Genomic DNA, 26,473 nt, shown 5'->3' with positions numbered 1-26,473 from the left:
GCAGTACACGCAGGGTCACCCTGCGCGATTAGCTCAGCGGGAGAGCGCTTCCCTGACACGGAAGAGGTCACTGGTTCAATCCCAGTATCGCGCACCATCCGAAACCCCCGGTCGTCTCGACGACCGGGGGTTTCAGCGTTCCTCCACAGCATCGTGCCGGGAGCCGGAGGACGGCAGCACGGACCGGCGCGGTGCGTCCGGGCCGTGCTGCCGTGGTGCCGGGCTCAGGAGGAGAAGAGCATCCGGCCGAAGCCCTTCTGACGGTGGTGGCCGTAGTGACCGCCCTGGTGCTGCGGGGCGCCCCACGCGGGAGCGGGCGCTGCGGGGTACGGCTGCGCGGCGGGGTACGCCTGCGGGGCGGCCGGCGGCGCGGGGGCGGGCGGGGCCTGCTGCGTCCACTGCGACTCCAGGCGGGTCAGGGACTCCAGCTCGCCGTAGTCGAGGAATATCCCGCGGCAGCCGCTGCACTGCTCGATCTGGACGCCGTTGCGGTTGAACGTCTGCATCTGTGCGTGGCACTTGGGACACTGCATCATCTGGTCGGCTCCTCGCCGTCGGTTAGCCGTCGCCGGAATTCATGCCCGGCTGCGGTCGGTTCACCCTACGACGAGCGTTCGACGGCCAACTCGGGCGGGAGGGACGCAATGCGGACACATGCGTCGATCATCAGCTGCTCGACCTCATCCGGACTGCGTCCCTCCGCAGCGGACTTGGCGAAGGCGAGCGCGGCGGTCTGAACGGTGAGCGCCCGCGCCGGCACGTCCAGCTCCGGCCACGGGTCCCCCTCGGACCGCACGGCCGGGCCGCCCGCGGAACGGTACGCGTCGAGGAAGCGCAGCCAGATGCCGGGCGGCAGCAGTCCGGCCGCGTACCAGGCCGCGGGCCGCGCGAGGTCCCAGGCCGCGTCGCCCAGGCCCGTGTCGTCGACGTCGATCAGCAGCCAGGGGCCGTGCGGTGCGGGGTGCCGGACCAACTGGCCGAGGTGCAGGTCCCCGTGGCAGAGGAACCCCGCGCGGTGGGCGGGCGGGGGCTCCTCGTCGCGGGCCCAGGCGGGCAGCCCGCGCCAGGCCGCCAGTACGGGGCGGGTGGCGGGGTCGTCGGGCCGGGCCGCCCGCATCCTGGCGACGGCGAGGGCGGCCTTGGCGGGGCCCCGCATCGGCGGGAGCCACACGGGCGGCTCCGTGCCGTGCAGCCGGGCGAGGAGGACGGCCGCCTCCCCCCAGGGGGCGGCGTCGGGGTCCGACGGGTCGACGGGTGAGCCGTGCGGCCAGAGTGTGACGGGGCGGCCTTCCAGGAGCGTCTGCGCGGGGCCGGGCCGGGAGGGCGCCGGCTCCGGGGGGTGTCCGGCGGGCGAGCCGGTGCCGGCTGCGGGCGGGTGGCGCCGGTCCAGCCGCTGGTCCTGCTGGTCCTGCTGGTGTTGGTGGGCGACTCCGTGGCCGTTGGCCGCCGACGGGTCCGCCGCGCGGGGTGACGGGAGCGGCGGCAGGAGGATGCCGGCCAGGGCGGGCGTCGCGGCTAGGGCCAGGCGGGCCGCCAGGGCCGGGCCGTCGGTGTCCGGGGCGTGGGCCTTGGCCACGATCTTCCCCCTGCGGACGACCGTGCCGTCCGCGCGGTCCGCCAGCACCTGGGCCGGGGCGCAGTCGCAGGCGGTGGTCCGTGGATGGGCGCTGTCGTGCGCGAGGTCGCCCAGTGCGCGTACGACCGTGGTGGTGGTCATGGACTCCCCCGGATGGCGACGGTGCGGCGCTGTCGCCGGTCCCGGCTCCGAGCGTACGTGCCGTGCCGGGCGCCGTGACTCCGGCCCTGATCCGCCGGGGCGGCCCCGAAGGACCCCGGACAGCGCGATGTCCGGCCAGCTCCCCAGCTGGCCGGACAAACGCTGCCGTCCGCCGCACCCCCGTCCCCACGGGGTTGTTGGCCGGATGTCCCGGTCCGGACCGCTCTTCCGGACCCGGGGCGCCGCTCAGCGCCCCAGCATCACGCCCACGGACGACGCTTGAGTGACCACCGCGTCCCAGCCGCCGAAGACGACTACGAGCAGGGCCGCCAGGGGAAGGACCATGGCCGTCGCCACCAGTGGGTGGCGCGTACCGGACGGACGGGCACCGAACGAGGCGTGTGCCTTGCGTCCCTGCGCACGGATCATGGTCCGCATGGCCGTGTCCGACATGGTTCCTCTCCTGACCTGATGTGGAGCGGCGGGCGTCTGACCTCGGGGGACGAGTGCTGCGCCCGCCGCTTGACCTCAACATTAGGGAACCCTGGGGCATGGGTCGTCATGCCCGCGTACCGATTGCCGGGCCTCCCGGAGGATGAGCTGTCGGTAGTCGGCGTACTCCCCTGGGTGGAGATGCGGCGCTACACCTTGGGGACATCCCGGAGGGGACGCTCGGACGCGTCCTCCCTGGGAACCGGTCGCTCGACCAGGGCGAGCACTCTGGTTCGCCGTGAAGCGGGCGGTGCGGACGACTCGTCAAGGGGGGCGCCTCCCGTGGCTTCAGGGCTGTGGGGGAGCGTGACTTCACTCACTTCGACCACCCCCCGGCGGACGGCCGTCTCGACCCTGCGGCCTGTCCTGGAGGCCACCACCTCGTACGTCCTGGCCGTGTCTCCCGCGTCCGTGACCATCTCCACGCGATCGCCCTTCACTGATCCAATCCCCCTTCTGCGAGGCTCCCTTGAGATCTCGCACGGGCCGGGGCGCCTGGATCCACCGCTCCCTGACCACTCCTCAAGTTTCCCACCCGGCACTGACAATCGATTCTGCGGCGAGGGCGCGGCCTCTGAGCGTGCCGGGCGGCGGGTACGTAAGCTGTGCCTCGTCAGGCGGACCAGGCAGCGGGGATGGGCAGACATGGCGATGATGCGGCTCCGGCGCGAGGACCCGCGTCTCGTCGGCTCGTTCAGGCTGCACCGACGGCTCGGTGCGGGCGGCATGGGTGTCGTCTACCTCGGTTCGGACCGGCGCGGACAGCGCGTGGCGCTCAAGGTGATCCGCCCGGATCTGGCCGAGGACCAGGAGTTCCGTTCGCGTTTCGCGCGCGAGGTGTCCGCCGCCCGGAGGATTCGCGGCGGGTGTACGGCGCGCCTGGTGGCCGCCGACCTGGAGGCGGACCGTCCGTGGTTCGCGACGCAGTACGTGCCGGGCCCCTCGCTCCACGACAAGGTCGCCGAAGAGGGCCCGCTGTCGGCCGCCGAGGTGGCCTCGATCGGGGCGGCGCTCTCCGAGGGGCTGGTGGCGGTCCACGAGGCCGGTGTCGTCCACCGTGACCTGAAGCCGTCGAACATCCTCCTCTCCCCCAAGGGCCCCCGGATCATCGACTTCGGTATCGCCTGGGCGACCGGGGCGAGCACCCTCACGCACGTCGGTACGGCGGTGGGCTCGCCCGGCTTCCTGGCACCCGAGCAGGTGCGGGGCGCCGCGGTGACCCCCGCAACCGACGTCTTCTCGCTGGGCGCCACGCTGGCTTACGCCGCGATGGCCGATTCGCCGTTCGGGCACGGCAGTTCCGAAGTGATGCTGTACCGCGTGGTGCACGAGGAGCCGCAGTTGTACGACGTGCACGACGCGCTCGCTCCGCTGGTCCGCGCCTGCCTGGCGAAGGACCCCGAGGAGCGGCCGAGCACGCTGCAACTGTCCATGCGGCTCAAGGAGATCGCGGCGCGCGAGGCGCAGGGGCTGCACGACGGCCGGCCTCCCGCGCAGCGGTCCGCGACGGACCCGGACCGGCCCACCGGCCGGATGGACGGCGCGTACACCGAGCAGCAGACGCGGCGGGCGGGCGACGGCGCCGAACCGGCTTCCCGGCCGCAGGGACAGCGCTCCGCCTCCCGGTCAGCCGCGTCCGCCCCGCCCCGTACCGGAGGCTCGCGTCCGCGGGCGCCACGCGATACGACCCGCTCGGGGAAGCGGCCGCACGGTACGCAGGGGACGAACGGTGCACAGGCTCGTCCGGGTACCCGGCCCGGCTCCCGGACCACCTCCACCGGGCGGCGGCCCGCCAATCCCCGACTGCTGCGGCAGCGGCTGGTCGTCTTCGTCGTCGTCACGCTGCTGGTGGCCCTGGGGATCGCGGCGGCCCAGGGCTGCCAGGGGCCGGCGCGCGGGCTGGGCGGCGGACAGTCGCCCGAGGGGGCTCTGACGCAGTCGCACGAGCGGGCCGCGGCACCGGAGCTGCCGCGGGCTCAGCGGTAGCGGTGCTCCGTCAGTTCCGGGGACGTCCGGTCGCCACCGCGTAGAAGGCGACGGCCGCCGCGGCGCCCACGTTCAGCGAGTCGACGCCGTGGGCCATGGGGATGCGTACCCATTCGTCGGCGGCCATGAGCGCCTGGGTGGACAGGCCGTCGCCCTCGGCGCCGAGCATCAGTGCCACCCGTTCCAGCCGGTGCGGCGCGGCGTCGTCGATGCTCGACGCCTTCTCGTCCGGGGTGAGCGCGAGGAGCTTGAACCCGGCCTCCCGTACGCCGTCCAGGGCCTTGGGCCAGGTGTCGAGGCGGGCGTACGGCACGGAGAACACGGCGCCCATGGACACCTTGACGGAGCGCCGGTAGAGCGGGTCCGCGCAGTCCGGGGAGAGCAGGACCGCGTCCATGCCGAGGGCGGCGGCACTCCGGAAGATCGCACCGATGTTGGTGTGGTCGTTGACCGATTCCATGACGACTACGCGGCGCGCGGTGCGGAGCAGTTCGTCGGCCGTCGGCAGCGGCTTGCGCTGCATGGAGGCGAGGGCGCCACGGTGTACGTGGTAGCCGGTCACGCGCTCGGCGAGCTCGGGGTTGACCGCGTACACCGGGGCGGGGACCTCGTCGATGACGTCACGCATCACGTCGACCCACTTGGCGGAGAGCAGCATGGACCGCATCTCGTACCCGGCGTGCCTGGCGCGCCTGATGACCTTCTCGCCCTCGGCGATGAAGAGGCCCTCGGCGGGCTCGCGCCGTCGCCGGAGTTCGACGTCGGTCAGACCGATGTAGTCGCGCAGGCGGGGGTCGTCGGGGTCGTCGATGGTGATGAGATCAGCCACAGGGTGATACTGCCTTGTCCGGTGTGAGGTGCCAACGGCTCGGATGAAGATCCATGACCGCCGGTTACTCGGTGGGGGTGGCGACGGGGCCGGGGCCGACGTTCACGACGTCGCCGATGACGATCACGGCCGGCGGGCGGACGTCCTCGGTGACGGCCCGTTCGCCGACGGTCGCGAGGGTCGCGTCGACCCGGCGCTGGGCCGCCGTGGTGCCCTCCTGGACAAGGGCGACCGGGGTGTCGGGGGACTTGCCGTGCGCGATGAGCGCGGCGGCGATGGCGCCGATCTTGTCGACGGCCATCAGGAGGACGAGGGTGCCACGCAGTTGCGCGAGGGCCGCCCAGTCGACCAGGGAACGCGGGTCCTCGGGGGCCACGTGGCCGCTGACCACCGTGAACTCGTGGGCTACGCCACGGTGGGTGACGGGGATTCCGGCGGCGCTCGGGACCGAGATGGAGCTGGAGATGCCGGGTACGACGGTGCAGGGAATGCCCTCGGCGGCCAGCGCCTGAGCCTCTTCCATGCCGCGGCCGAAGACGAACGGGTCGCCGCCCTTGAGGCGGACGACGGCCTTGCCCGCCTTGGCGTGCTCGATCAGCGCCTGGTTGATCGCCTCCTGCGCCATGAAGCGGCCGTACGGGATCTTGGCGGCGTCTATCACCTCGACGTGCGGCGGAAGCTCGTCGAGCAGGTCGCGGGGGCCGAGCCGGTCGGCGATGACGACGTCGGCCTCGGCCAGGAGGCGGCGGCCTCGCACCGTGATCAGGTCGGGGTCGCCGGGGCCGCCGCCGACCAGCGAGACGCCCGGGGCGTGCGTGCGGTGGTGCGGGGCGGCCAGGGTGCCGTCACGCAGGCCCTCGACGATGGCGTCACGGACAGCGGCGGAGTGGCGGGGGTCGCGGCCCTGTGAGGTGGTGGTGAGCACGGCGACGGTGACGCCCTCGCTGCGGCCGGTCGCCGGGGTCCAGGCCGTGGCCGCCTCGGCGTCGTCACTGCGGACGCACCAGGTGCGGGTGCGCTCGGCCTCGGCGGACGCGGCGTCGTTCGCGGCGGCGTCGGTGGAGGCGATCAGGGCGTACCAGGTGTCCGTGAGGTCACCGTCCTGGTAGCGGCGGCGTTCCCAGCGGATCTCGCCGGCGTCGGCCATCGCCTCGACGGAGGGGGTCGCTGACGGCGACACCAGGGTGATGTCTGCGCCGGCCGCGATGAGCGCGGGGAGGCGGCGCTGCGCGACCTGGCCGCCGCCGACGACGACTACGCGGCGCCCGCGCAGGCGCAGTCCGACGGGGTAGGCGGGGTGCTCGGCGTGCTCGGCCATGGCTGTGCGGGCTCCTCGGGCAGGGTGCAGGGTGCAGATGCGGAGTGCTGCGGTGTGCTGCGGGCCGCTGCGGCGGTGGAGCGGCTGTGACGTGCGGGGATTGGGGCACGGGTGGGGCGTGGGAACACGATACGGGGTGGTGGGCAGGAGGTGGGGTGTACGGGGGTGAGGTCTCCGGGGCTGTACATGCGGGACGGGGAACGCGCCTGCGGTGCGGGGTGGGGCGGCGCCAGGGGCGTGCTTGTTGCCCTGCCGGCCCCTTCCCGGACCCCAGCCCCCGTCCCCCGGTCCCCGGACCTCGGACGCCGGACGCCGGACGCCGGACGGGCTGACGTACGTACCCTCAGGCGCCGGGCGGACTGGATCTCCGGTCCGCCCGGCAGGGGGGTTACTTCTCCGTTACGCCCGCCGAGTCGAACGTCGCCACCTCGTGCATCGCGCGGGCCGCGCTCTGCACGATGGGGAGCGCGAGCAGCGCTCCCGTCCCTTCGCCGAGGCGGAGGTCCAGGTCGACCAGGGGGCGCAGGCCCAGCTTGTTCAGCGCGGCGATGTGGCCCGGCTCCGCACTGCGGTGGCCTGCGATGCAGGCGGCGAGGGACTCCGGGGCGATCGCCCTGGCGACCAGTGCCGCCGCTCCGGCGCTCACACCGTCCAGGATGACGGGGGTACGCAGCGAAGCGCCGCCGAGCAGGAACCCGGCCATCGCCGCGTGCTCCAGGCCGCCGACCGCGGCGAGCACGCCGATCGGGTCGGACGGATCGGGCTGGTGCAGATCCAGCGCACGGCGGACCACGTCGACCTTGCGGGCGTGCATCTCGTCGTTGATCCCGGTGCCGCGGCCGGTCACCTCGGCCGGGTCGATCCCCGTGTACACGCAGATCAGCGCCGCCGAGGCCGTCGTGTTGGCGATGCCCATCTCGCCGGTCAGCAGGCCCTTGTTGCCCGCTGCCACGAGGTCGCGGGCCGTCTCGATGCCCACCTCGATGGCGGCCAGCACCTCCTCGCGGCTCAGCGCGGGACCCGTCGTGAAGTCGGCCGTTCCCGCTCGGACCTTCCGGGGAAGGAGACCGGGCGTCGCGGGCAGCTCGGCGGCAACGCCGACATCGACCACACAGACCTCGGCGCCCACCTGGGCCGCGAAGGCGTTGCACACCGCTCCGCCGCCGAGGAAGTTCGCGACCATCTGCGCGGTCACTTCCTGCGGCCAGGCCGTGACGCCCTGGGCGTGCACTCCGTGGTCCCCGGCGAAGATCGCGACGGCCGCGGGCTCCGGGATCGGCGGCGGGCACATCCGGGAGAGGCCGGACAGCTGCGCGGAGATGATCTCCAGCATGCCGAGGGCGCCCGCCGGTTTGGTCATCCGCTTCTGGCGTTCCCATGCCTCGCCGAGCGCCTTGGCGTCCAGCGGGCGGATGTTGGAGATGGTCTCCTGGAGCAGGTCGTGCGGCTCCTCGCCGGGGAGCGCGCGGCGGCCGTACGTCTCCTCGTGCACGACCCATGACAGCGGGCGGCGCTTGGACCAGCCCGCCTGCATCAGCTCGGGCTCCTCGGGGAACTCGTCGACGTAGCCGACACACAGGTACGCGACGACTTCGAGGTGATCGGGCAGACCGAGTGCGCGGACCATTTCGCGCTCGTCGAAGAAGCTGACCCAGCCGACGCCGAGCCCTTCTGCCCGGGCGGCGAGCCAGAGGTTCTCCACGGCGAGGGCCGAGGAGTAGGGCGCCATCTGCGGCTGGGTGTGCCGACCGAGGGTGTGGCGGCCGCCGCGCGTGGGGTCTGCGGTGACGACGATGTTCACCGGAGTGTCGAGGATGGCCTCGATCTTCAGTTCCTTGAACTGCTTGGCGCGGCCCTTGGGCAGCGACTTGGCGTACGCGTCGCGCTGGCGCTGTGCCAGTTCGTGCATGGAACGCCGGGTCTCCGCCGAGCGGATGACGACGAAGTCCCAGGGCTGCGAGTGGCCCACGCTGGGCGCCGTGTGCGCGGCCTCCAGGACGCGGAGCAGCACCTCGTGCGGGATCGGGTCGCTGCGGAATCCGTTACGGATGTCGCGGCGCTCACGCATCACGCGGAGCACTGCCTCGCGCTCGGCGTCGTCGTAGCCGGGGGCGGGCGGGGAGTAGGCGGCCGGTTCGGCGATCTCCTCGGCCGGCTGGGGTGCCTCTGCCGTTTCGGCCGCCGGGGCGCTCTCGGTCTCCTCGGCGGGGACTGGTGCCTCGGTGGGGACCGGTGCCTCGGTGGCTTCCTCGGCGGGGGCCGGAGCCTCGGCGGCGTCCTCTGCCGTGGGTGCTGCCGGGGCGGCCTGTGCCGGTTCCACGATCTCCGGGGTCTCGATGATCTCGGGTCCGGTGACGAGCTCCGGTGCGGCCTCGGCCGCCGGCGTGGCCTCGGGAGCGGGGACGGGCTCGGGAGCGGGGACGGGCTCGGGAGCGGGGACGGGCTCGGGAGCGGGGACGGGCTCGGCCATCACGACCGGTTCCACCGTCGGCTCGGGCTCGGGCTCTGCCGCTGCTTCGACGGCTACGGGAAGCTCGGTGGGAGCTGCCGGGGCCGCGGGCTCGGGCTGGACCGTCGCGGCCGGCTCGACGAGCGGCTCCGGCTCCGGCACCGTCTCCGCGACGGGCGCCGCTACCGGCTCGGGTACGGGTACGGGTACGGGTACGGGTACGGGCTCAGGGTCGCTCACGGGCTCCGGAGCGTTCACGGCCTCCGGGGCGTTCACGGCCTCCGGCTGAGGCTCGGCCACCGGTTCCGGCGCCGGGTGCGGCTCCGGGGCGGCGGCGGCCTCCGGCGGTGCCGGCTGCTCGGCCACGGCCACCGCTTCGGGGGCCACGGGCTGTTCGGCGGCCGGTGTCGGGGATAGGTGCGGGGCCGTCGGAACGGAACCCTCCACTGCCACGAACCGGCCCATGGTGTCGCCCTCGGACACGGGCGCGGGCGGGGCCACGACCTCGGCCACGACCTCCGCGGGAGCCTCGGCCGGCGCCTCCACGGGGGCCTCGGCGACCGGCTCGGCGACCGGTTCGGCGACCGGCTCAGGGACGACCGTTTCTGCGGGGGCGACCGGGGCGACCGCGGCGGCGGGCTGAGCCGCCTGCTCCGGCTGGGGTGCCTGCGGTGCGACCGGCTGCGGTGCCTGGGCTGCCCACGGGCCAGGGGCCTGCGGCGGGATCTCGCCCGGCTGCGGTCCGGGCTGCGGGGCCTCGTCGGCCGGCAGATCGAAGTATTCGGGGCCCGGGGTCGGCGGTCCGGCGTGCCGGGCCGGTGCCTGGATCTGGGTCTGGGGTGCGGCGGTGGGGCCCCGGTCTGCCAGCGAGCGGACCACTCCGCCGCTCGGTGTGCCGCCGCTGGGTGTGCTGCCGAAGGACGGCGCCTCGGTGGAGGCGGGCCCCCGGTGCAGCGGGCGGCGCGTGGGAGCGGCAGCGGCCTGGGCACCCGCCGGGGCCGGCGCCGGTGCCTGGGCCTGAGCCGGGGTCGATGCGGCCATGGGCGCCGGGATACGTACGCCGTTGAGGTCGACGGAGCCGGTGTCACGGCCGCCGGACTCGTGCGTTCCCGCCATCTGCTCCGCCACCTGCGCGGCCTGGACCTGATGGCCGTACAAGAGGTCCTGTGGGGCGGTCTGCACCGGGGCCTGCGCGTAGGACTGCTGCTGGTACGCGGCCTGCTCGGGTGCCGGTGCGTACGCCGCGGGCTCGGCCGGGGCCGCCTGCGGGTCGCTCCACGCACCCTGGGACGTGGGCATCAGGAGAAGGTCGTCGTCCTCGGGTGCCTGCTCGGAGGGATCGAGGAAGGTGTAGGCGTCCGGGGCGGGGACGCCCGGCTGCTCCACCATGCCTGCGTTCTCCGGCAGTCCCTCGCCCGGGATCTGGCCGGTGTCAGTCATGCGTACCCCTCGCCCATCGTCAGTGCTCCTTCGGCCCTTCGCCCGGGACGCCCGAACCACGGCACGCCGGTGCTCGTCTACAAGAACGAGCGGGCTCGCCGCGCGGCACGAATCGCCCGCGGACATACACATTCTCGCGGCCGTTCGCCGCCGCGGCAGCTACTTCTGCCACGGCTCGCTGTGGACTGCGCCACGTCGCGCGCGTCCCCCGGTTGTGCCGTACCACAGCGAGGACCAAAACGGTCCCCTTTTCCGGACATTGACGAACGAAGCGACGAACGACCGGGCGCGGTACAACGATCGGCCAGCCTACCTCCCGCCGTCTCCGACCGGGTCAGGGGGCGAGGTCCGAACGCACGCCGGAGAGCAGGAAGACGACAGAGCGTTCCCGCTCCGACCATGCGGTCGTGTCGAGTTCGACGGTCTGGAGGAGGGCGCAGTCGATCCGGTATCCGTTCGCGGCGAGTGCGCCTCCGAGTGCCTCCGCCTCGTCCCGGGTGGACGCGTGCGTGACGATCCGTTCGGGGCGGCGGTCCGCCACGGCGGTGACGACCGGGACGCCGCCGCCCCCGATCCGTACGACATCGGGTTCGGGCAGGCGTTCCAGGACGTGCGGGGCCCTGCCCTGGACGACCTGGAGCGGAACCCCGAAGGCGCGGGCGGCGGCTGTGGTGCGGGCGCACGCCTCCGGATCGCTGTCAACGGCCAGGACCGCCGCGCCGAAGCGGGCCGCTTCCACGGCCAGGGCGCCGCTGCCGGAGCCGATGTCCCAGACGAGGTCGCCGGTCCGCGGGCCGAGGCGTGCCAACTGGGCGGCGCGCAGCCCCGGGAACTCGCCCTCGCCGCTCTCCCCCGCGATGTCCGCCGCACCGTCGCGGTACGCGTCGGCGGGCAGCGCCCAGCCTCGTACGCCCTGGGGGTACGCGGGCTGGCGGCCGGCGATCCAGGCGCCGGTGGCGGTGGTCTCGGGGCCGCCGCCGATGACGATGACGACGTTCGGGTCGCGCCAGGCGTGGTCGGCGGCCTTGTCGGAGGTCAGGACGGTGACCTGTTCGCGGTCGGTGCCGAGCTCCTCGCAGATCACGAAGGTGCGGTGCACGCCGTCGAGGAGGAGGGCGAGTTCGGCGGGGCCGGCGCCGGGCGAGGTGAGGACGGCGACCTTGTGGTGGGCGCGGCAGACGTTGACCGCACGGCGCAGCGTCCTCGGGTGGGCGACGACGACCTGGGCGTCGTCCCACGGCATTCCGGCGCGGGCGAAGGCGGTGGCGACGGAGGAGACGGCCGGAACGACTTCGACTTCGAGGCCGTGTTCGGGCGCGCGCAGGGTGCGTACGACGCCGAAGAAGCCGGGGTCGCCGTCGGCGAGGACCACGGCGCTGCCGCGGTGTCCGGCGATCCTGCGGGCGGCGAGGTCGACGCTGCCGAGACGGATGCGTTCGGCGCGTTCGGGGACTTCGGGGAGGGCGAGGTGGTGCCCTGCTCCGGCGACGAGCGTGGCGGCCGAGAGGGCGGCGGTGGCGGCCCTGCTCAGCGGCGAGCCGTCCCAGCCGATCACCGTGACCCGGTCGGCCATCGTCGTCAGTCTCCTGGGGTGTCGCAGGCGGGGCTGCCCGGGGGTGGCGGGCACGGTGAGAGTACCTGGTCCGTACCTGGCCGGGTCCGGCGGCTTCTCGTTGTCAGTTCCAGTCGTTGTAGCTGCCGTAGCCGCCCGCGTCGGCCAGCTGCTCGGCGACCCCTTCGAGGTCCTCGGGGAGGAGTCCCCAGACGATCAGGTCGGTCCTGATGTCGGTCCAGCCGCCGTCGGTACCGTTCTCGGTCCTGGTACGGGCTATCCGCGCGTTGCGCAGGACGCCTTCGCTGATGCAGCCCAGTTTCTGGGCGACCTGCTGAGAGGCGGTGTTGTCGGCGGGGGTGCGCAGCTCGATGCGTTCGAACCGCTGGTCCCGGAAGAGCCATTCGGCGAGGGCCAGCACGGACTCGGTGGCGTATCCCTCGCCGCGTGCCCAGGGCGCGGTGATGTAGCGGACCTCGGTGGCGAGGGTGCGCCAGTCGGTGTTGAGGAGCCGGACCGATCCGACGAGGCGCTGGGTGAGGAACTCGGTGACGGCGAAGACGATGCCGTTGCCCTGGGTGCGCTCGGCAGGAGCGATCCTGCGGACCCATCGTTCGGCGTCGACCTGGGTGTAGGGATGGGGGCTCTCGGTCCAGGCGGTGACGAGCTCGTCGTTCATCATCTCGATGTACGCGGGCACGTCCGCCATGTCGAAGGGGCGCAGCACCAACCTGTCCGTGCTGATGGAGATGGACGGAAAGGTGGTAGTCATGCGCAGCTCCATGCAGAAGACCGTGTAAAGGCACAGCATGCAGCATCCGGCCGACGTTGTGCATGGCCGGGTCCGTACCACGGAGCCCCGCGCACCCTGTGGGGGTGTGCGGGGCTCCGTGGGCAAGTGCCGTCCGGGTGTCAGGACTTGGCGGGGCTACCGAAGGAGGGGACGATCGAGCCCTGGTAGGTGTCCTCGATGAACTTCTTGACCTCGTCGGAGTTCAGGAGCCCGGCGAGCTTCTGGACGCGGGCGTCCTTCTCGTTGCCCTCCTTGACCGCGAGGAAGTTGGCGTAGGGGTTGCCCTCGGCCTTCTCCAGCACGAGGGAGTCCTTGCCGGGCTTGAGCTTGGCCTCGATGGCGTAGTTGCCGTTGATGACGGCGGCGTCCACATCGCTCAGGGCGCGGGGCACGGTCGCGGCCTCCAGCTCCTTGAACTCCAGGCCCTTCTTGTCCGTGATGTCGCTGAGCTTGGCGCTGGTGCCGACACCGGGCTTGAGGGTGATCAGGCCGTTCTCGGCGAGGAGCTGAAGGGCGCGGCCCTCGTTGGTGGTGTCGTTCGGGACGGCGATGGTCTGGCCGGCCTCGATGTCCTTGATGTCCTTGACGCTCTTGGAGTAGAGGCCCAGGGGCTCCAGGTGCACGTTGACGACCGGGACGATGTGGGTGTTGTTCTGCTTGTTGAAGTCGTCCAGGTACGGCTTGTGCTGGAAGAAGTTGGCGTCGACCTGGCCGGTCTCGGTCGCGGTGTTCGGCAGGACGTAGTCCGTGAACTCCTTGACCTCCAGCTTGAGGCCCGCCTTGTCGGCCAGGTTCTTCTTGACGAAGTTCAGGATGTCGTGGTGCGGCGTCGGGGACGCGGCGACGACGAGTGCCTTGGAGGTGTCGGCCTTGGCGCCGGTCTCGCCCTTGGCCGCCGGGTCGGAGTCCGTACCGCAGGCGCTGAGGCCGAGGGCGAGGGCGGCGGTGGCGGCGGCAGCTGCGGTGATCTTGATGTTCTTACGCACGAAAAGTGCCTCTTTCGGTGGTGAGGGTGGAGCGCCCGGACAAGGAGTTCGGGCTTGGTGGGGAGGAAAGTCTCAGGTGGTGGTGCGGCCCCGGCGGGCCAGCAGGCGTACGGCTCCGTCGCCGATCAGCTGGACCACGGTGACGATGACGACCAGGAGCACGACGGTGACGAGCATGAACTGGTTGTCGAAGCGCTGGAATCCGTACGTGACGGCCTTGGAACCGAGTCCTTCGCCACCGACCGCGCCGGCCATCGCGGAGTAGCCGATGAGGACGATGACGGTGGTCGTGACGCCCGAGACGAGCGAGGGCAGGGCCTGCGGGAGGAGGACCTTGCGGACGATCGTCGGGATGGAGCCGCCCATGGACTGGACGGCTTCGACGAGCCCGTGGTCGACCTCGCGGATCGCCGTCTCGACGAGCCGGGCGAAGAACGGGATGGCGCCCACGGCGAGCGGGACGATCATGGCCGTGGGGCCGATGAACGTGCCGACGACCCAGGTGGTGAAGGGGATCAGTGCGATCAGCAGGATGATGAAGGGCAGCGAGCGGCCGACGTTCACGATCGCGCCGATGACCTTGTTCACCGCGGTGTTCCGCAGCAGTCCGCCCTTGTCGGTGAGGACCAGCAGGACGCCGAGCGGCAGGCCGGCCAGGACGGTGACGAGCGCGGACCACAGCACCATGTAGAGGGTGTCGACGGTGCCCTGGGTCAGCAGTGGCTGCATTTCGGACCAGGTCACTTGACGGCCTCCTTGGTGAGCGGGGCGGGGGTCTGGGCGGGTACGCCGGGAGCTTCGGGCTCCACGACCTCGGCCTGGAGGCCCTGCTCGCGCAGGAAGCCGATCGGCACGACGTTCTCCTCGAAGCGGCCGGGGAGCTCGATGCGCATCCGGCCGATCTGGTTGCCGCCGACGGTGTCCATGGCGGCACCCAGGATCGAGATGTCGATGTTGTACGTACGGGAGAGCTGGGAGATCACCGGCCGTCCGGCGGCCTCCCCGTGGAAGGTGACGTCGACGACCGTGCTGTCCGGGCCGGACGCCGTACCACCGACGGGGAACAGCTCGTGGGCCAGTTCGGAGCCGGGGGTGGCGAGGAGCTCGCGGACGGTGCCTGACTCGACGACGCGGCCCTTGCGCATCAGCGCGGCCGAGTCGCAGACCGTCTTGACGACGTCCATCTCGTGCGTGATGAGCAGGACGGTGAGGCCGAGCTGCTGGTTGAGGTCGCGCAGCAGCTGGAGCACCGAGCGGGTGGTCTCGGGGTCGAGCGCGGAGGTCGCCTCGTCGGAGAGCAGCACCTTGGGCTCTCCGGCCAGGGCGCGGGCGATGCCGACGCGCTGCTTCTGGCCGCCGGACAGCTGGCCGGGGTACGCCTTCGCCTTGTCGGAGAGGCCGACCAGGTCGAGAAGTTCCAGGGCCTTGCGGGCCCGGTCACGGCCGGAGACGCCGAGGATCTCCAGGGGGAGTTCCACGTTGTCCTGCACGGTGCGGGAGGCCAGCAGGTTGAAGTGCTGGAAGACCATGCCGATGCGGCTGCGTGCCTGCCGGAGCTCCTTGCCGGCGCGGGGGCCCCGGCCCGCGAGTGCGGTGAGGTCCTGGCCCGCGACGGTCACGGTGCCGGACGTGGGGCGTTCCAGCAGGTTGACGCAGCGGATCAGGGAGGATTTTCCGGCGCCGCTCTGTCCGATGACGCCGTACACCTCGCCCTCGCGGACATGCAGGTCGACGCCGTCGAGGGCGGTGACCTCTCGGCCGCGCGACTGGTAGACCTTCGTGAGGCCCGTAGTGGTGATCACAGGGGTTTCCGTCACTGTCGAGTGCGCGGCGCGGTGTCCGCCGGGCACGGGGCATTCGTCTGATGAGACTGTTCGCAGTGGTTGACCGGTCAGGTCTCGGCGCGGCTGATCGCGGCGGACGGCCGGAAGGCAGCGCATGCTCGGGCAGGCACGTTCCGCTGGGTGCGGACGGCGGGGGCTCGGTCTCGCTTCGGGGCGTGAGACTCAGGCGGGGCTCAGAAGGCGCGCATTCGACACATACAACGAGCACCGGGCGTGGTGATCGCCTCGGTCGCAGGGATGCGGCAGCTCGTCGTGGTCATGGCCCAAGTAAAACAGACGTCACCCCCGCACCGGTCGGCCTGTCCGGATAGCGGACAAGCGTGGATGCTCGCTCCAGCTGCCACTCGGGGACGGGTGAGATTTCGCGAACACGGCTGTGACCTGCGCCGATACGGGTGGGACGGCGGCGGGGGCCTGGTTGGGCACGCCCCGGTGTCAGGGTCCGCTGTGGCGAAGGCCACGATCTTCGCTCCGGCCGCAGGGCCGGCCGCTCCGGCCACAGGGCCCCGGGCCTTCCTCCCGCCGGCCCCGGAGGGTGCCCGTGTCCCGGGGCCGGGCGGACAGGGGGCCTACACACGGGGCCTCTGCCCGCACGTAATACCCTCGCTTCATGCTTGACGCCCTGACGGTCGCGGTCGCCGTGTCCGCGCTCGCCCTTGCCGCCTGGTGCGGACTCGCCGCTTTCCGTGACCAGCCGACGAAGGACTGGCACTTCATAGGGATGGCCGTCGTGTCCGTACTGGCGCTGGCGCAGCTGGTCGTCGGAATCGTGCAGCTGGCCCGTGGCGAGCGGCCGGAGCAGGGGATGACCGTCTTCATCGCCTATCTGATCGGTGCCTTCGCCGCCGTGCCCGCGGCCGGTTTCCTGTCGCTGACCGAGCGGACCCGCTGGGGATCGGTGACGGTGGCGGCGGGGGCGGTCGTGCTGGCCGTCCTCGAAGTACGGCTCTACGACATCTGGGGAAACTGACCGTGACCGGCACCGAGCGCACCACCGAGGGTTCCCGCAGGCAGCCGTTCGAACTCGGCACCGGGCCGGGGCGCGTACTGGTGTGGTTCTACGGGGTGTTCACCGTGGCCGCCGCCTCCCGCTCGGTCGTCCAGATGATCCTGGACTTCGACAGGGCGCCGCTGGCCTACGTGCTGTCGGCCGTCGCCGCCGTCGTGTACGGCTTCATCACGTACTCGCTGGTGCGCGGCGGGGAGAAGGCACGCAGGGCGGCGCTGGTGTGCTGTGCCGCCGAACTCGTGGGTGTGCTCGTCGTGGGTACGTGGACGATGGTGGAGCCGTCGGCCTTCCCCGACGCCACCGTCTGGTCGGACTTCGGTACGGGCTATCTGCTCATCCCGGTGATCCTGCCGATCACCGGGATGATCTGGCTGCGACGCGCGAAGGTCGCGTAGCCACCCGCGTACGACGAGCCGTCAGGCGCTGGCCACGTAGGCCGGTGCGGCGGCGTGCTTCTCCAGCAGGATCAGCCGGACGCCGTCCTGTCCGGTGGCGTCCCCCACCCGTGCGTAACCCTCCCTGCGGTACAGCCGCAGATTGGTCTCGCTCCGGTGTCCGGTGTGGATCCGGAAGCGGGTGGCCGCGCGGCCGTTCGTGAGACCCGACTCCGCGGCGCGCAGCAGACGGGCGCCGAGGCCGTGGCCCTGGAGCCGGGGGTGCACGCAGAGCTTGCCGATCTGCCCGGTGCCGTCCTGGTCGGAGAAACCGCGTACCGAACCCACGACTTCGTCACCGAGCCGGGCCACGAACACCAGGTCCGCTTCGACTTCCACGCGGACCGAGTCGAGGGTCTGCACGAGCGGGTCGATCCGGTAGTTGCCGTAGAGCTCCGCCTCGCTCTGGAAACAGAGGTATCGGAGTTTGAATATCTGCTCGGCGTCCTGTGTGTCCGCCGCCGAGATGGTCACGCTCATGCCCATGTGTGCATGCCTCCCGCTCACCTGATCCGCCGGTTGTCTACCGCTCCTTTCCCCGCAGTTCAGGAGCTACAACCTCCGCCGCGAGCATTCTGCGCAGACATCCAAGGCATCGGGAACGCATCGGACCCAAACTCCCCTGTGACATACCCAACCTTCCTGCGATTTCCCGGTAGGTCGGATCGGCTGGGGAAAGCATCGCGTCGAGCAGCTGCGCGCACCTTCCGGGCAGACGTTCCACCGCCGTGCGTAACACCCGCCGTGTGTCGGCGCCGAGGGCGGTGCGCTCCGGGCAGCCGTAGTGGTCCGCGGCGGGCTCGGCGCTGCCGTACGCGTACTCGTGACGGGCCGTTCGCCGGGTCCGCCGCGCCTCCCCTCGTACCGCGCCGCGCACCCAGCGGGCCGGGTCGGCGGGCGGACCCTGGGCGTCGAGGCGCTCGAAGAGCCGGAGCCATACGGCCTGTTCGAGATCGGCGGGGTCGGCCGATGCGGCCTGGGCCTCGGCCCTCGCCTCCGCGCGGATCAGCGGGAGCAGGGCTTGTACGACGGCCGGACCGGCAGGGGGCGGGGCATGATCGATAAGCGTCATGCCCCACCCGACGTGCCGTGCGGGCGGCCGGTTGCCGTGCGCGGGGAGTGCCACCCGACCGGGGTGCGCCCGGCCGGGTGCTGACGCGGCTCCCGGGGTACAGCGGTCCCCCGTGGATCAGTCCCGGGTGAAGTCGGCCGCGGCGAGCAGTGCGGTGTCCGGGTTGTCGGAGAAGACGCCGTCGATGCCTGCCTCGAAGTACGTCCGGAGCGCGCCGAACGCGTCACCGTACGCGGCGGGGTCGGTCCCCCGGCGGAACTCGGCGGGCAGGAAGCTGTTCTCGTTGCGCATCGTGTACGGGTGCAGGATCAGGCCCTGCTGGTGCGCGTCCCGCACCAGGGTGGTCGGCGTGGTGAGCCGTCCCGCACCGTCCTTGGGGATGATCAGGTCCAGCGTGGGGCCGATGCCCTGTGCGAAGGAGGCCATCCACTTCAGGCCGGCGGGCTGGACGAGCTCGGCGACGGTGCGCGGGTCGCCGGCCTCGACGAAGTCCCAGGGGCGCGTCGCGGCGCCCGACAGCAGAACGACCCTGGGCGTGGCGACGAGCTTCGCGAGCCGCTGCATCGAGCTCGGCTCGAAGGACTGCAGGATGAGCGGGGAGTTCGCGCGGTGGCGGCCGTGGCGCCGCAGGAGGCGGGCGAGCGGCTCCTCCAGACCGAGGCCGAGGGACCGGAAGTACGTGGGGTGCTTCGTCTCGACGTACAGCCAGACCGGTGCGCCGCGCCTGCGTCCTTCCTGGTCGGCCCAGCGCAGGACCTCCTCGAAGGTGGGGATCTCCCAGCGGCCGTCGTAGAGGGTGTTCTCCTGGCGGGTGCCGGGGATGCGCTCCTTGGCGCGCAGCGTCTTCAGTTCGGCGAGGGTGAAGTCCTCGGTGAACCAGCCGGTGAACGAGACACCGTCGACCTTCTTCGTCGCCCTGCGGCTCGCGAACTCGGGGTGCTCGGCGACGTCCGTGGTGCCGGTGATGTCGTTCTCGTGGCGGCAGACGAGGTGACCGTCCTTCGTCGGCACGAGGTCCTGCTCGACGATGTGCGCGCCCATGTCCAGGGCCAGCTGGTAGGCGCCGAGGGTGTGCTCGGGCCGGTAGCCGCTGGCACCACGGTGGCCTATGACGGTCGGAACGGGCAGGTCGCGGTAGCCGCCGCGGCCCTTGCCCCGCCCGTCGGCGCCGCGCTCGGTGGCGGCGGCCGTCCCGGGCAGGCCGAGGGCCGCCGTGCCGAGCACCGCGGCCCCCAGCAGGGCCCGCCTGCCGGGGCTCGTCTGCGCACGCTCTGTCATGAATGCTCCTCGCTGTGATGTCCGGCACCTGGTCGAGCGAGGCCCGATCGTAGGCAGCTACGCCATCGGTGGGGCTGCTTCTGGACGAACGTGGCGGAAACACACGTCAACACTGCGTATCCAGTGCGTGAACCCGATGTGCGATCAGTGAGTACCCGCGAGTATCGTCCTCACCTGCACGGACCTTCATTCGCACCCGCCCCGGCCGCCCGGCCACGACACCGGAGGAACCGTTGTCCCGTCTCACGGTCATCAAGGCAGTGCTCGGACCGATCCTGCGCCTGATGTTCCGCCCACAGGTGGAAGGCGCCAAGAACATTCCCGGGACCGGGCCGGTGATTCTCGCGGGCAACCACCTCACGTTCATCGACTCGATGATCATGCCGATCTGCTGCGACCGGCCAGTGTTCTACATCGGCAAGGACGAGTACGTCACGGGCAAGGGCCTCAAGGGCAAGCTGATGGCCTGGTTCTTCACGGGCTGCGGGATGATCCCGGTGGACCGGGACGGCGGGCGCGGTGGCGTCGCGGCGCTGATGACGGGCCGCCGGGTGCTGGACGAGGGCCACGCCTTCGCGATCTACCCGGAGGGCACCCGCTCCCCCGACGGCCGGCTCTACCGCGGCCGTACGGGCATCGCGCGGCTGACCCTGATGACGGGCGCCCCCGTTGTCCCGTTCGCGATGATCGGCACCGACAAGCTTCAGCCGGGCGGCGCCGGGCTGCCCCGGCCGGGCAAGGTCACGGTCCGTTTCGGCGAGCCGATGGAGTTCTCGCGCTACGAGGGCATGGACCGCGACCGCTATGTGCTGCGTGCGGTGACGGACTCGGTGATGGCCGAAGTGATGCGGCTCTCCGGCCAGGAGTACGTCGACATGTACGCCACGAAGGCCAAGGCCGCGTGAGCTGACACGCTCCGCGTCGATCGGAAGGGCCCGTACCCCGGCCAGTCGGGGGTACGGGCCCTTCCGTGTGACACCGCGTGCTACGGGTGCTCGACGCCGTCCTCCAGCTTCTGGCCCCGCAGCAGGAACCAGGCGGCCACGGCTGTCGCCAGGAGGACGGCGGCGCCGATGCCCGCCGCGTACCGCAGCCCCTCGACGAACGCCTCCTGCGCTGCCTCCACCAGGGGCGCCGCCTGGGCGGCGGGAAGCGTGGAGGCCGCTTCGACCGCGCCGCCCAGCGATTGGTGGGCGGCCTCCGCCGTGCCGGACCCGATGCCGGCCGGGGTCTCGAAGCCCTGGTAGACGCCCGTGACGATCGAGCCGAGAATGGCGATGCCGAGGGCCGCGCCGAGCTCGTACGCCGTCTCGGAGACCGCGGACGCCGAGCCCGCCTGCTCCTTGGGGACGGTGGAGAGGATGACGTCGGCGGTGACGGTGAAGGCGAAACCGGCACCGACTCCGACGACCAGCAGCATCGCTCCGAGCATCGGGTACCCGGTGTCCTTGCTCAGCAGGGTCACCGAGGCGAGCGCCACCCCGACGGCGGCGAGTCCGCCGGTCACCACCGAGCGCACGGAGTAGCGGCGGGCCACCAGCCCGGCCATCAGTCCCGCGGCCACCGCGCCGATGGCCGCGGGCAGTTCGGCGAGGCCGGCCTCCAGCGGGCCGCGGCCCTGGACCAGTTGCAGGAACTGGGAGAGGAAGAAGATCAGTCCGGCCAGACCCAGGATGGTCAGCAGGTCGGCGAGTACCGCGCCGGAGAAGCCCCGGTGGTGGAAGAGCCGCATGTCCAGCAGCGGTGCGGGCAGCTTCAGTTGCCTGCGTACGAACCAGGCGAGCGCCGCCGCCCCGATGACGGCCGAGGCCGCCACCTCCCCGCTCCCGCCGTGGGCGGCCAGTTCCTTGATGGCGTACACGACGCCGATCATGCCGATGAGCGAGAGTCCGACACTGAGGAGGTCCCAGGGGCCCGGTGCCGGGTTCTTGGATTCGGGGATCATCTTGATGCCGACCACGACCAGGACGGCCATCACCGGGAGGTTGATCAGGAAGACCGAGCCCCACCAGAAGTGTTCGAGCAGGAAACCGCCCACGACGGGGCCGACGGCCGCGCCGGCGGAGGCCATGGCGCCCCAGATGCCGACCGCGAGGCTGCGTTCCCGAGGGTCGTGGAAGAGGTTGCGGATCAGGGCGAGCGTGGAGGGCATCAGGGTGGCGCCCGCGACACCGAGCAGCGCCCGGGCCAGGATCATCATCTCCGGGCTGGTCGCGTAGGCGTTGAGCACCGAGACCGCACCGAACGCGACGGCGCCGGTCAGCAGCAGCTTCTTGCGGCCGATGCGGTCGCCGAGGCTGCCCATGGAGACGAGCAGTCCGGCGATGACGAAGGAGTAGACGTCACCGATCCAGAGCAGCTGGGTGCCGGTCGGCGCGAGGTCCTCGCTGAGGAAGGGGGTCGCCAGTCCGAGGACGGTGGCGTCGACGGCCACCAGCAGCACGGCGAGGACGAGGACGGCCAGAGCGATCCACCGTCCCGGCCGGCGCACGATGTCCGTGGTGTGCGATGTCTGGGCGATGCTGCTCATTGCTCCACGCTCCGGCGTGCTCCGCCGATCAACAACTCGACGATCATGTACTGAAAGTCCTTGGGGGCGACTCTGCCGACCTGTACGGCCCAGGCGCCGGTGCCGATCAGCCCGTAGAGGGCCTCGGTCAGCCAGGCGGGCGTGAGGTCGATGCGGAATTCGCCGCGCTCCTGGCCGCGCCGGAAGAAGGCGGCGACGCGGGCGTCGAGCCGGTTCCAGCCCTCGTTCACCTCGTCGCCCTCGAAGAGCTGGTTCTCGGTGACGAGGAACGAGAGCAGCCCCGCGCTGGGTTCGACGGCGGCGACGAAGCGGCGCAGGCCGCCCTCCGCACTGCCCTCGTCCAGCGCGGCGGCATCCAGGGCCGTCTCGAATTCCTGGATGCCCAGATTCTCCAGCGCCTTGACCAGGGCGTCCCGCCCGGCGAAGTGACGGTGCAGCGTGGCGCGGCCGATGCCGGCGGCCTTGGCCACCTCGTCCATGGTGGCGGTGGATTTGTGGGTCAGCAGAGCGGCAGCGCTGCGCAGCACCTGCTCACGGTCCAGAGTCATGAGACAACCATAACTCACATGAGACAACCCTGTCTCACCACATTCCTGCCTCACCAAGGCCAACCGATCGCACCGCCCGGCAGCGGCGGGCACCATGAGGCCATGAAGCCGCTGTTGCTGATCGATATCGACGGTCCGCTCAACCCGTACCTGGCCCTGTCCCGTCCCGGTACGCCGGACGGATATCGCCAGCACCTCATGCGGCCGTCCGGGTGGACGGAAGGGCCGGCGCTGCCGGTCCTGCTGAATCCCGGGCACGGCGGAGCGTTGCTGGCCCTCGCCGGTGACCGGTACGAACTGGCCTGGGCCTCAACGTGGATGAACGAGGCCAACGAGTGGATCGCCCCGCTGCTGGGGCTGCCCGCGCTGCCGTACGTCGAGTGGCCCTCACTCCTGGGCAGCACCCCGGACGGTTTGTTCTGGAAGACCCGTCATGTCGTGGAGTACGCGGCCGGGCGGCCCTTCGCCTGGATCGACGACGAGATCACCGAGCGGGACCGGGCATGGGTGGCTGCCCATCACCCCGCCCGGTCGCTGCTGCGGCGGATCGATCCGTGGGTCGGTCTGGAACAGGCCGACTTCGACGCACTCGCCGCGTGGGCCGGGGACTGAACCCGCGGCCCCGCGGTGGCCGGTACGGACGTCAGTCGGCGAGCAGCATGAGATCCAGGTCGCGCAGGTGGGCGCGGTCGGTGATCGCGTTCAGGGACGCGATCCGACCGTCCCTGAACGTGAACCTCATGAGGGAAAACTGCTGCCCCTCGCGGATCGATACGACGCCCAGCTCCCCGTCGACGAGAACGAGCTGCGCGGACAGGGCGAACGGCGCGAACATGATCGCCTGGCCGGCGACCGCGGCGGCTCCGCGCACCGCGAGGCCCGCGCCCATGTCGGAGCGTGCCACGACATCCGGGTCGAGCACGGCGACGAGGGCCTCGAACTCGCCGTTGCGGGCGGCGGCGAGGAAGGCGTCCACCACGGTGCGCCGACGCGCCAGGTCCGGGTCGGTGACGGGTTCGGCCCCCCGCACCCGGCGACGGGCCCGGCTGGCCAGCTGACGGGCGGCCGCCGGGGTCCGGTCCACGATCCGGGCGACCTCGTCGAAGGGCACGGCGAACATGTCGTGCAGGACGAACGCCAGCCGCTCGGCCGGCTCCAGGGTCTCCAGCACCACGAACATGGCCAGCCCGACGGAGTCCGCCAGCAGCGCCTGCTCCTCCGGGTCACCGCTGTTCCGCCCGCCCTTCACCGGCTCGGGCGCGGGTACCGTCGGCGGGTCGAAGGGCTCCTCCCGCCGGGAGCGGCGCGAGCGCAGCATGTCCAGGCAGACGCGGCCGACGACGGTGGTCAGCCAGCCGCCCAGATTCTCGATGTCTCCGGCCCCGGAGCGGCTCAGCCGCAGCCACGCCTCCTGGACCGCGTCCTCGGCCTCGTTCCGCGAGCCGAGCATCCGGTGGGCGACCGCCTTCAGGTGGTCCCGGTTCTCCTCAAAACGCTCCGCGAGGTACACGTTCTCGTCCACTGCCCCATCCTCCGTCTCGGCCCCGTGTCACTCTGACGGATCAAAGGGGCGGGATGTGACGGGTTCCGCCGAGTTCCGGGACCAGCCTCGGGGCTCGGCCCAGCCCTCAGCTCCAGGGCAAGGAGGCGCGGTGGCGCCAGTACGCCTCCGGCTCCTCGACCAGCGCGTCCAGCCGGGCCCGCCGCTCCTCGTCGAGGTCGAGGACGGCCGCGTGGAGGTTCCCGGCGAGCTGGGCGACCGTGGCCGCGCCGGAGAGGACGACGCCGGCCCACGGCTGGTGCAGGACGAGCGCGAGGGCGACGGCATCACTGTCGAGACCCGCCTCCGCGGCGATCTCCCGTACGACGGCGGGGGCCTCGGTGCCCGCGAGCCGGCCGTTGGCCATGCCCTCCTTGACGATCACGGTGAGCCCGGCGTCGTGGGCGTCGGCGAGCGCGGGTCCCGCGGAGGTCTCCAGCACGTTGTAGGTGGCCTGGACGGTACGGAAGAGGGGTGCGCCGTCGACGGTGACGGCGAGCGCGGCGCGGATGGCGTCGGCCTGGCCGGGACCACTGGTGGAGAGTCCGACGGTGACGCCCTCGGCCGCGTGCTCGGCGAGGCGCGCGTGCAGTTCCTTGTCGGTGAGGGCCGGGCTGTCGGCTGTCACGGAGTGGATCTGGTAGAGGTCGAGCCGGTCCCCCAGCAGGGCGTGGGTCTCGGCGCGCTGGCGCTCGTACGTGGCGAGGCCGTGATCCTTGATCTCGTGGTCCTCGGCGTCCACCCGCCAGTCGGCGGTGTAGGTGTAGCCCCACTTGCTGCCGACGACGACGTCGGTGACCTCGGGACGGGCCGTCAGCCAGTCGGCGAGGAACTCCTCGGAGCGGCCGTAGGAGCGGGCGGCGTCGAAGTAGCGGACGCCCTGGGCGTAGGCGGCGTCGAGGAGTTCGTGCGTGCGGGCGCGCAGGGCCTCGACACTGCGCTCGTCGGGGAGGTCCCGGTCGCGGTGGAGGTTGATGTAGCCGGGTCTGGCGACGGCGGCCAGGCCCAAACCGATGTGGGCGGTCGGGGTCGTAGCGGTGGCCAGCCTGGCGAAGGGCATCGCGGGCTCCTCGTGGGTCGGGGGGGGGAATCCTTCCCGTCCAACGTAGCCCGCGACGCCGTTCCTACACCTGCAGGCGGGCCGTCGCCCAGGCGTGCTGCGCCGCCAGATCGGCCTTCACCTCGGCGAGCTGGATCGCGACGGCGGACGGGGCCGTACCGCCGCGCCCGTCGCGGGAGGCGAGGGCGCCCTTCACGTTGAGGACCGTCCGAACCTCCGGGGTGAGGTGCTCGGAGATCTTCGCGAACTGCTCGTCGGTGAGCTGGTCCAGCTCGATGCCGTGCTGCTCGCACTCCTTGACGCACTCGCCCGCGACCTCGTGCGCGACCCGGAACGGGACACCCTGCTTGACGAGCCACTCGGCGATGTCGGTGGCGAGCGAGAAGCCGGCGGGGGCCAGCTCCTCCATGCGCTCCCGGTTGACGGTGAGCGTCGCCATCATGCCGGTGAAGGCGGGCAGCAGGACTTCGAGCTGGTCGCAGGAGTCGAAGACCGGCTCCTTGTCCTCCTGGAGGTCGCGGTTGTACGCGAGCGGGAGGGCCTTGAGCGTGGCCATCAGGCCCGTCAGATTGCCGATGAGGCGCCCCGACTTGCCGCGCGCCAGCTCGGCGATGTCCGGGTTCTTCTTCTGCGGCATGATCGATGAGCCGGTGGAGAAGGCGTCGTGCAGGGTGACGAAGGAGAACTCCTTCGTGTTCCAGATGATGATCTCCTCCGCGATCCGGGAGAGGTTGATCCCGGTCATCGCGGTGATGAAGGCGAACTCGGCCACGAAGTCGCGGGAGGCCGTGCCGTCGATGGAGTTGGCGACGGAGCCGTGCTCGAAGCCGAGGTCGGCGGCGACCGCCTCCGGGTCGAGGCCCAGGGACGAGCCGGCCAGCGCGCCGGAGCCGTACGGCGAAACGGCGGTCCGCTCGTCCCACTGGCGCAGCCGCTCGGCGTCCCGGGACAGGGACTGCACATGGGCCAGGACGTGGTGGGCGAAGAGGACCGGCTGGGCGTGCTGGAGGTGCGTACGGCCGGGCATGGCCACGTCCGGGTGGGCCTCGGCGAGACCGACCAGGGCGTCCTGGAGCTCGGCGACGAGACCGCCGATGATCCGGGCGTGGTCACGCAGGTACATCCGGAAGAGGGTGGCGACCTGGTCGTTGCGGGAGCGGCCCGCGCGCAGCTTGCCGCCGAGGTCGGGGCCGAGGTGCTCCAGCAGGCCGCGTTCCAGGGCGGTGTGGACGTCCTCGTCGGCGATGGTGCCGACGAAGGTGCCCGAGGCGACGTCCTCCTCGAGCCGGTCGAGTCCGGCGAGCATGCGGGTCAGCTCGTCCTCGGTGAGCAGCCCGGCCTTGTGCAGCACCCGCGCGTGGGCGCGGGAGCCCGCGATGTCGTACGGGGCCAGGCGCCAGTCGAAGTGGACCGAGGCGGAGAGTTTCGCCAGGGCCTCGGCGGGGCCGTCGGCGAACCGGCCGCCCCAGAGGCGGACATCGCCGGTGTTGCTGCTCACGGTTGCTCCTCGTTGTGCGTCGGGGCGGGGCGGGGATCTTCTCCCCGCCCCGCCCCTTCCCGTAACCGGGGGCTCCGCCCCCGGACCCCGCTCCTTGA

General features: G+C 71.9%; 24 protein-coding genes and 1 tRNA gene. 6 read left to right on the top strand and 19 right to left on the bottom strand.

The window, feature by feature from the left end:
- Positions 1 to 22 precede the first annotated feature (22 nt).
- Positions 23 to 97 (top strand) — tRNA-Val (locus ACFWSK_RS19315).
- A gap of 127 nt (positions 98 to 224) precedes the next feature.
- Here the strand turns inward: ACFWSK_RS19315 and ACFWSK_RS19310 are convergent.
- The 3 genes from ACFWSK_RS19310 to ACFWSK_RS19300 all read right to left on the bottom strand — a co-directional run bounded on the left by ACFWSK_RS19310 (position 225) and on the right by ACFWSK_RS19300 (position 2,170).
- Positions 225 to 536, bottom strand: coding sequence for a zf-TFIIB domain-containing protein (locus ACFWSK_RS19310; RefSeq protein WP_383787455.1), 312 nt, complete (start codon positions 534 to 536; stop codon positions 225 to 227).
- A gap of 65 nt (positions 537 to 601) precedes the next feature.
- The gene (locus ACFWSK_RS19305; protein WP_383787452.1) at positions 602 to 1,717 is read right to left on the bottom strand and encodes a phosphotransferase; all 1,116 of its coding nucleotides are present in this window, start codon (positions 1,715 to 1,717) and stop codon (positions 602 to 604) included.
- A gap of 246 nt (positions 1,718 to 1,963) precedes the next feature.
- A complete protein-coding gene (locus tag ACFWSK_RS19300; protein WP_383787449.1) occupies positions 1,964 to 2,170 on the bottom strand; it encodes a hypothetical protein in 207 nt (68 codons plus the stop codon).
- Between the two features lie 684 nt (positions 2,171 to 2,854).
- On the opposite strand from ACFWSK_RS19300, the gene ACFWSK_RS19295 reads away from it, so the two are divergent.
- Positions 2,855 to 4,195 (top strand): serine/threonine-protein kinase, encoded by a 1,341-nt coding sequence (locus ACFWSK_RS19295; RefSeq protein WP_383787446.1) that lies wholly within the window; start codon positions 2,855 to 2,857, stop codon positions 4,193 to 4,195.
- A 10-nt stretch (positions 4,196 to 4,205) separates the two neighbouring features.
- Here the strand turns inward: ACFWSK_RS19295 and ACFWSK_RS19290 are convergent, their stop codons facing one another.
- From ACFWSK_RS19290 to ACFWSK_RS19255, 8 genes are all read right to left on the bottom strand, one after another.
- Complete coding sequence (locus ACFWSK_RS19290; RefSeq protein WP_383787443.1) at positions 4,206 to 5,024, bottom strand: TrmH family RNA methyltransferase; 819 nt, start codon at positions 5,022 to 5,024, stop codon at positions 4,206 to 4,208.
- Positions 5,025 to 5,088: 64 nt separating this feature from the next.
- A complete protein-coding gene (gene cobA / locus ACFWSK_RS19285) occupies positions 5,089 to 6,342 on the bottom strand; it encodes a uroporphyrinogen-III C-methyltransferase (protein ID WP_383787440.1) in 1,254 nt (417 codons plus the stop codon).
- A gap of 388 nt (positions 6,343 to 6,730) precedes the next feature.
- Positions 6,731 to 10,231 carry a nicotinate-nucleotide--dimethylbenzimidazole phosphoribosyltransferase gene (gene cobT / locus ACFWSK_RS19280; protein ID WP_383787437.1) on the bottom strand — a complete coding sequence of 1,167 codons (3,501 nt, stop codon included), beginning with the start codon at positions 10,229 to 10,231 and terminating at the stop codon, positions 6,731 to 6,733.
- Positions 10,232 to 10,565: 334 nt separating this feature from the next.
- Complete coding sequence (cbiE, locus tag ACFWSK_RS19275; RefSeq protein WP_383787434.1) at positions 10,566 to 11,804, bottom strand: precorrin-6y C5,15-methyltransferase (decarboxylating) subunit CbiE; 1,239 nt, start codon at positions 11,802 to 11,804, stop codon at positions 10,566 to 10,568.
- Positions 11,805 to 11,907: 103 nt separating this feature from the next.
- Positions 11,908 to 12,594, bottom strand: a complete 687-nt coding sequence (locus tag ACFWSK_RS19270; protein ID WP_383787431.1) for a GNAT family N-acetyltransferase — start codon at positions 12,592 to 12,594, stop codon at positions 11,908 to 11,910.
- Positions 12,595 to 12,695: 101 nt separating this feature from the next.
- Positions 12,696 to 13,562, bottom strand: coding sequence for a MetQ/NlpA family ABC transporter substrate-binding protein (locus ACFWSK_RS19265; protein ID WP_383787428.1), 867 nt, complete (start codon positions 13,560 to 13,562; stop codon positions 12,696 to 12,698).
- A gap of 72 nt (positions 13,563 to 13,634) precedes the next feature.
- Positions 13,635 to 14,306 carry a methionine ABC transporter permease gene (locus tag ACFWSK_RS19260; RefSeq protein WP_383787425.1) on the bottom strand — a complete coding sequence of 224 codons (672 nt, stop codon included), beginning with the start codon at positions 14,304 to 14,306 and terminating at the stop codon, positions 13,635 to 13,637.
- The gene (locus ACFWSK_RS19255) at positions 14,303 to 15,364 is read right to left on the bottom strand and encodes a methionine ABC transporter ATP-binding protein (protein WP_383787422.1); all 1,062 of its coding nucleotides are present in this window, start codon (positions 15,362 to 15,364) and stop codon (positions 14,303 to 14,305) included. The genes ACFWSK_RS19260 and ACFWSK_RS19255 overlap by 4 nt, the downstream gene beginning before the upstream one ends.
- 652 nt (positions 15,365 to 16,016) lie before the next feature.
- Between ACFWSK_RS19255 and ACFWSK_RS19250 the strand changes: the two genes are divergently transcribed.
- Both ACFWSK_RS19250 and ACFWSK_RS19245 read left to right on the top strand, forming a co-directional pair.
- Positions 16,017 to 16,376: a hypothetical protein gene (locus tag ACFWSK_RS19250; RefSeq protein ID WP_383787419.1), complete on the top strand. Its 360-nt coding sequence runs from the start codon at positions 16,017 to 16,019 to the stop codon at positions 16,374 to 16,376.
- A gap of 2 nt (positions 16,377 to 16,378) precedes the next feature.
- The gene (locus tag ACFWSK_RS19245) at positions 16,379 to 16,810 is read left to right on the top strand and encodes a hypothetical protein (RefSeq protein WP_383787417.1); all 432 of its coding nucleotides are present in this window, start codon (positions 16,379 to 16,381) and stop codon (positions 16,808 to 16,810) included.
- Between the two features lie 21 nt (positions 16,811 to 16,831).
- Here the strand turns inward: ACFWSK_RS19245 and ACFWSK_RS19240 are convergent, their stop codons facing one another.
- From ACFWSK_RS19240 to ACFWSK_RS19230, 3 genes are all read right to left on the bottom strand, one after another.
- Positions 16,832 to 17,335 carry a GNAT family N-acetyltransferase gene (locus ACFWSK_RS19240; protein WP_383787414.1) on the bottom strand — a complete coding sequence of 168 codons (504 nt, stop codon included), beginning with the start codon at positions 17,333 to 17,335 and terminating at the stop codon, positions 16,832 to 16,834.
- 37 nt (positions 17,336 to 17,372) lie between these two features.
- Positions 17,373 to 17,921, bottom strand: a complete 549-nt coding sequence (locus tag ACFWSK_RS19235; RefSeq protein ID WP_383787411.1) for a sigma-70 family RNA polymerase sigma factor — start codon at positions 17,919 to 17,921, stop codon at positions 17,373 to 17,375.
- A gap of 117 nt (positions 17,922 to 18,038) precedes the next feature.
- Positions 18,039 to 19,199, bottom strand: a complete 1,161-nt coding sequence (locus tag ACFWSK_RS19230) for a glycerophosphodiester phosphodiesterase (RefSeq protein WP_383787408.1) — start codon at positions 19,197 to 19,199, stop codon at positions 18,039 to 18,041.
- A gap of 233 nt (positions 19,200 to 19,432) precedes the next feature.
- Between ACFWSK_RS19230 and ACFWSK_RS19225 the strand changes: the two genes are divergently transcribed.
- Positions 19,433 to 20,104, top strand: coding sequence for a lysophospholipid acyltransferase family protein (locus tag ACFWSK_RS19225; protein WP_383787405.1), 672 nt, complete (start codon positions 19,433 to 19,435; stop codon positions 20,102 to 20,104).
- Between the two features lie 80 nt (positions 20,105 to 20,184).
- Here ACFWSK_RS19225 and ACFWSK_RS19220 read toward each other — a convergent pair whose 3' ends face one another.
- Positions 20,185 to 21,729, bottom strand: a complete 1,545-nt coding sequence (locus ACFWSK_RS19220) for an MFS transporter (protein ID WP_383787402.1) — start codon at positions 21,727 to 21,729, stop codon at positions 20,185 to 20,187.
- Positions 21,726 to 22,277 carry a TetR/AcrR family transcriptional regulator gene (locus ACFWSK_RS19215; RefSeq protein ID WP_383787399.1) on the bottom strand — a complete coding sequence of 184 codons (552 nt, stop codon included), beginning with the start codon at positions 22,275 to 22,277 and terminating at the stop codon, positions 21,726 to 21,728. The genes ACFWSK_RS19220 and ACFWSK_RS19215 overlap by 4 nt, the downstream gene beginning before the upstream one ends.
- A gap of 102 nt (positions 22,278 to 22,379) precedes the next feature.
- Here ACFWSK_RS19215 and ACFWSK_RS19210 point away from each other — a divergent pair, with 102 nt between their 5' ends.
- Positions 22,380 to 22,889: a hypothetical protein gene (locus tag ACFWSK_RS19210; protein ID WP_383787396.1), complete on the top strand. Its 510-nt coding sequence runs from the start codon at positions 22,380 to 22,382 to the stop codon at positions 22,887 to 22,889.
- Positions 22,890 to 22,920: 31 nt separating this feature from the next.
- Here the strand turns inward: ACFWSK_RS19210 and ACFWSK_RS19205 are convergent, their stop codons facing one another.
- From ACFWSK_RS19205 to argH, 3 genes are all read right to left on the bottom strand, one after another.
- Positions 22,921 to 23,799, bottom strand: coding sequence for a sigma-70 family RNA polymerase sigma factor (locus ACFWSK_RS19205; RefSeq protein ID WP_383787393.1), 879 nt, complete (start codon positions 23,797 to 23,799; stop codon positions 22,921 to 22,923).
- Between the two features lie 106 nt (positions 23,800 to 23,905).
- Positions 23,906 to 24,877 carry an aldo/keto reductase gene (locus tag ACFWSK_RS19200; RefSeq protein ID WP_383787391.1) on the bottom strand — a complete coding sequence of 324 codons (972 nt, stop codon included), beginning with the start codon at positions 24,875 to 24,877 and terminating at the stop codon, positions 23,906 to 23,908.
- A gap of 64 nt (positions 24,878 to 24,941) precedes the next feature.
- On the bottom strand, positions 24,942 to 26,375 hold the full coding sequence (gene argH, locus ACFWSK_RS19195) for an argininosuccinate lyase (protein WP_383787388.1): 1,434 nt from the start codon (positions 26,373 to 26,375) through the stop codon (positions 24,942 to 24,944).
- Positions 26,376 to 26,473 lie beyond the last annotated feature (98 nt).

It is taken from the genome of Streptomyces sp. NPDC058620, from assembly GCF_042717135.1.
Lineage (GTDB): Bacteria > Actinomycetota > Actinomycetes > Streptomycetales > Streptomycetaceae > Streptomyces.
The sequence above is the reverse complement of the archived record's forward strand: the minus strand, read 5'-3'. Positions and strand labels throughout refer to the sequence as shown.

Bases quoted from the DNA above. Each gene is read 5' to 3' on its own strand.
- ACFWSK_RS19310 (WP_383787455.1), bottom strand. From the start codon at position 536: ATGATGCAGTGTCCCAAGTGCCACGCACAGATGCAGACGTTCAACCGC.
- ACFWSK_RS19305 (WP_383787452.1), bottom strand. From the start codon at position 1,717: ATGACCACCACCACGGTCGTACGCGCACTGGGCGACCTCGCGCACGAC.
- ACFWSK_RS19300 (WP_383787449.1), bottom strand. From the start codon at position 2,170: ATGTCGGACACGGCCATGCGGACCATGATCCGTGCGCAGGGACGCAAG.
- ACFWSK_RS19295 (WP_383787446.1), top strand. From the start codon at position 2,855: ATGGCGATGATGCGGCTCCGGCGCGAGGACCCGCGTCTCGTCGGCTCG.
- cobA (WP_383787440.1), bottom strand. From the start codon at position 6,342: ATGGCCGAGCACGCCGAGCACCCCGCCTACCCCGTCGGACTGCGCCTG.
- cobT (WP_383787437.1), bottom strand. From the start codon at position 10,231: ATGACTGACACCGGCCAGATCCCGGGCGAGGGACTGCCGGAGAACGCA.
- cbiE (WP_383787434.1), bottom strand. From the start codon at position 11,804: ATGGCCGACCGGGTCACGGTGATCGGCTGGGACGGCTCGCCGCTGAGC.
- ACFWSK_RS19270 (WP_383787431.1), bottom strand. From the start codon at position 12,594: ATGCTGTGCCTTTACACGGTCTTCTGCATGGAGCTGCGCATGACTACC.
- ACFWSK_RS19250 (WP_383787419.1), top strand. From the start codon at position 16,017: ATGCTTGACGCCCTGACGGTCGCGGTCGCCGTGTCCGCGCTCGCCCTT.
- ACFWSK_RS19240 (WP_383787414.1), bottom strand. From the start codon at position 17,335: ATGGGCATGAGCGTGACCATCTCGGCGGCGGACACACAGGACGCCGAG.
- ACFWSK_RS19235 (WP_383787411.1), bottom strand. From the start codon at position 17,921: ATGACGCTTATCGATCATGCCCCGCCCCCTGCCGGTCCGGCCGTCGTA.
- ACFWSK_RS19230 (WP_383787408.1), bottom strand. From the start codon at position 19,199: ATGACAGAGCGTGCGCAGACGAGCCCCGGCAGGCGGGCCCTGCTGGGG.
- ACFWSK_RS19220 (WP_383787402.1), bottom strand. From the start codon at position 21,729: ATGAGCAGCATCGCCCAGACATCGCACACCACGGACATCGTGCGCCGG.
- ACFWSK_RS19215 (WP_383787399.1), bottom strand. From the start codon at position 22,277: ATGACTCTGGACCGTGAGCAGGTGCTGCGCAGCGCTGCCGCTCTGCTG.
- ACFWSK_RS19210 (WP_383787396.1), top strand. From the start codon at position 22,380: ATGAAGCCGCTGTTGCTGATCGATATCGACGGTCCGCTCAACCCGTAC.
- ACFWSK_RS19200 (WP_383787391.1), bottom strand. From the start codon at position 24,877: ATGCCCTTCGCCAGGCTGGCCACCGCTACGACCCCGACCGCCCACATC.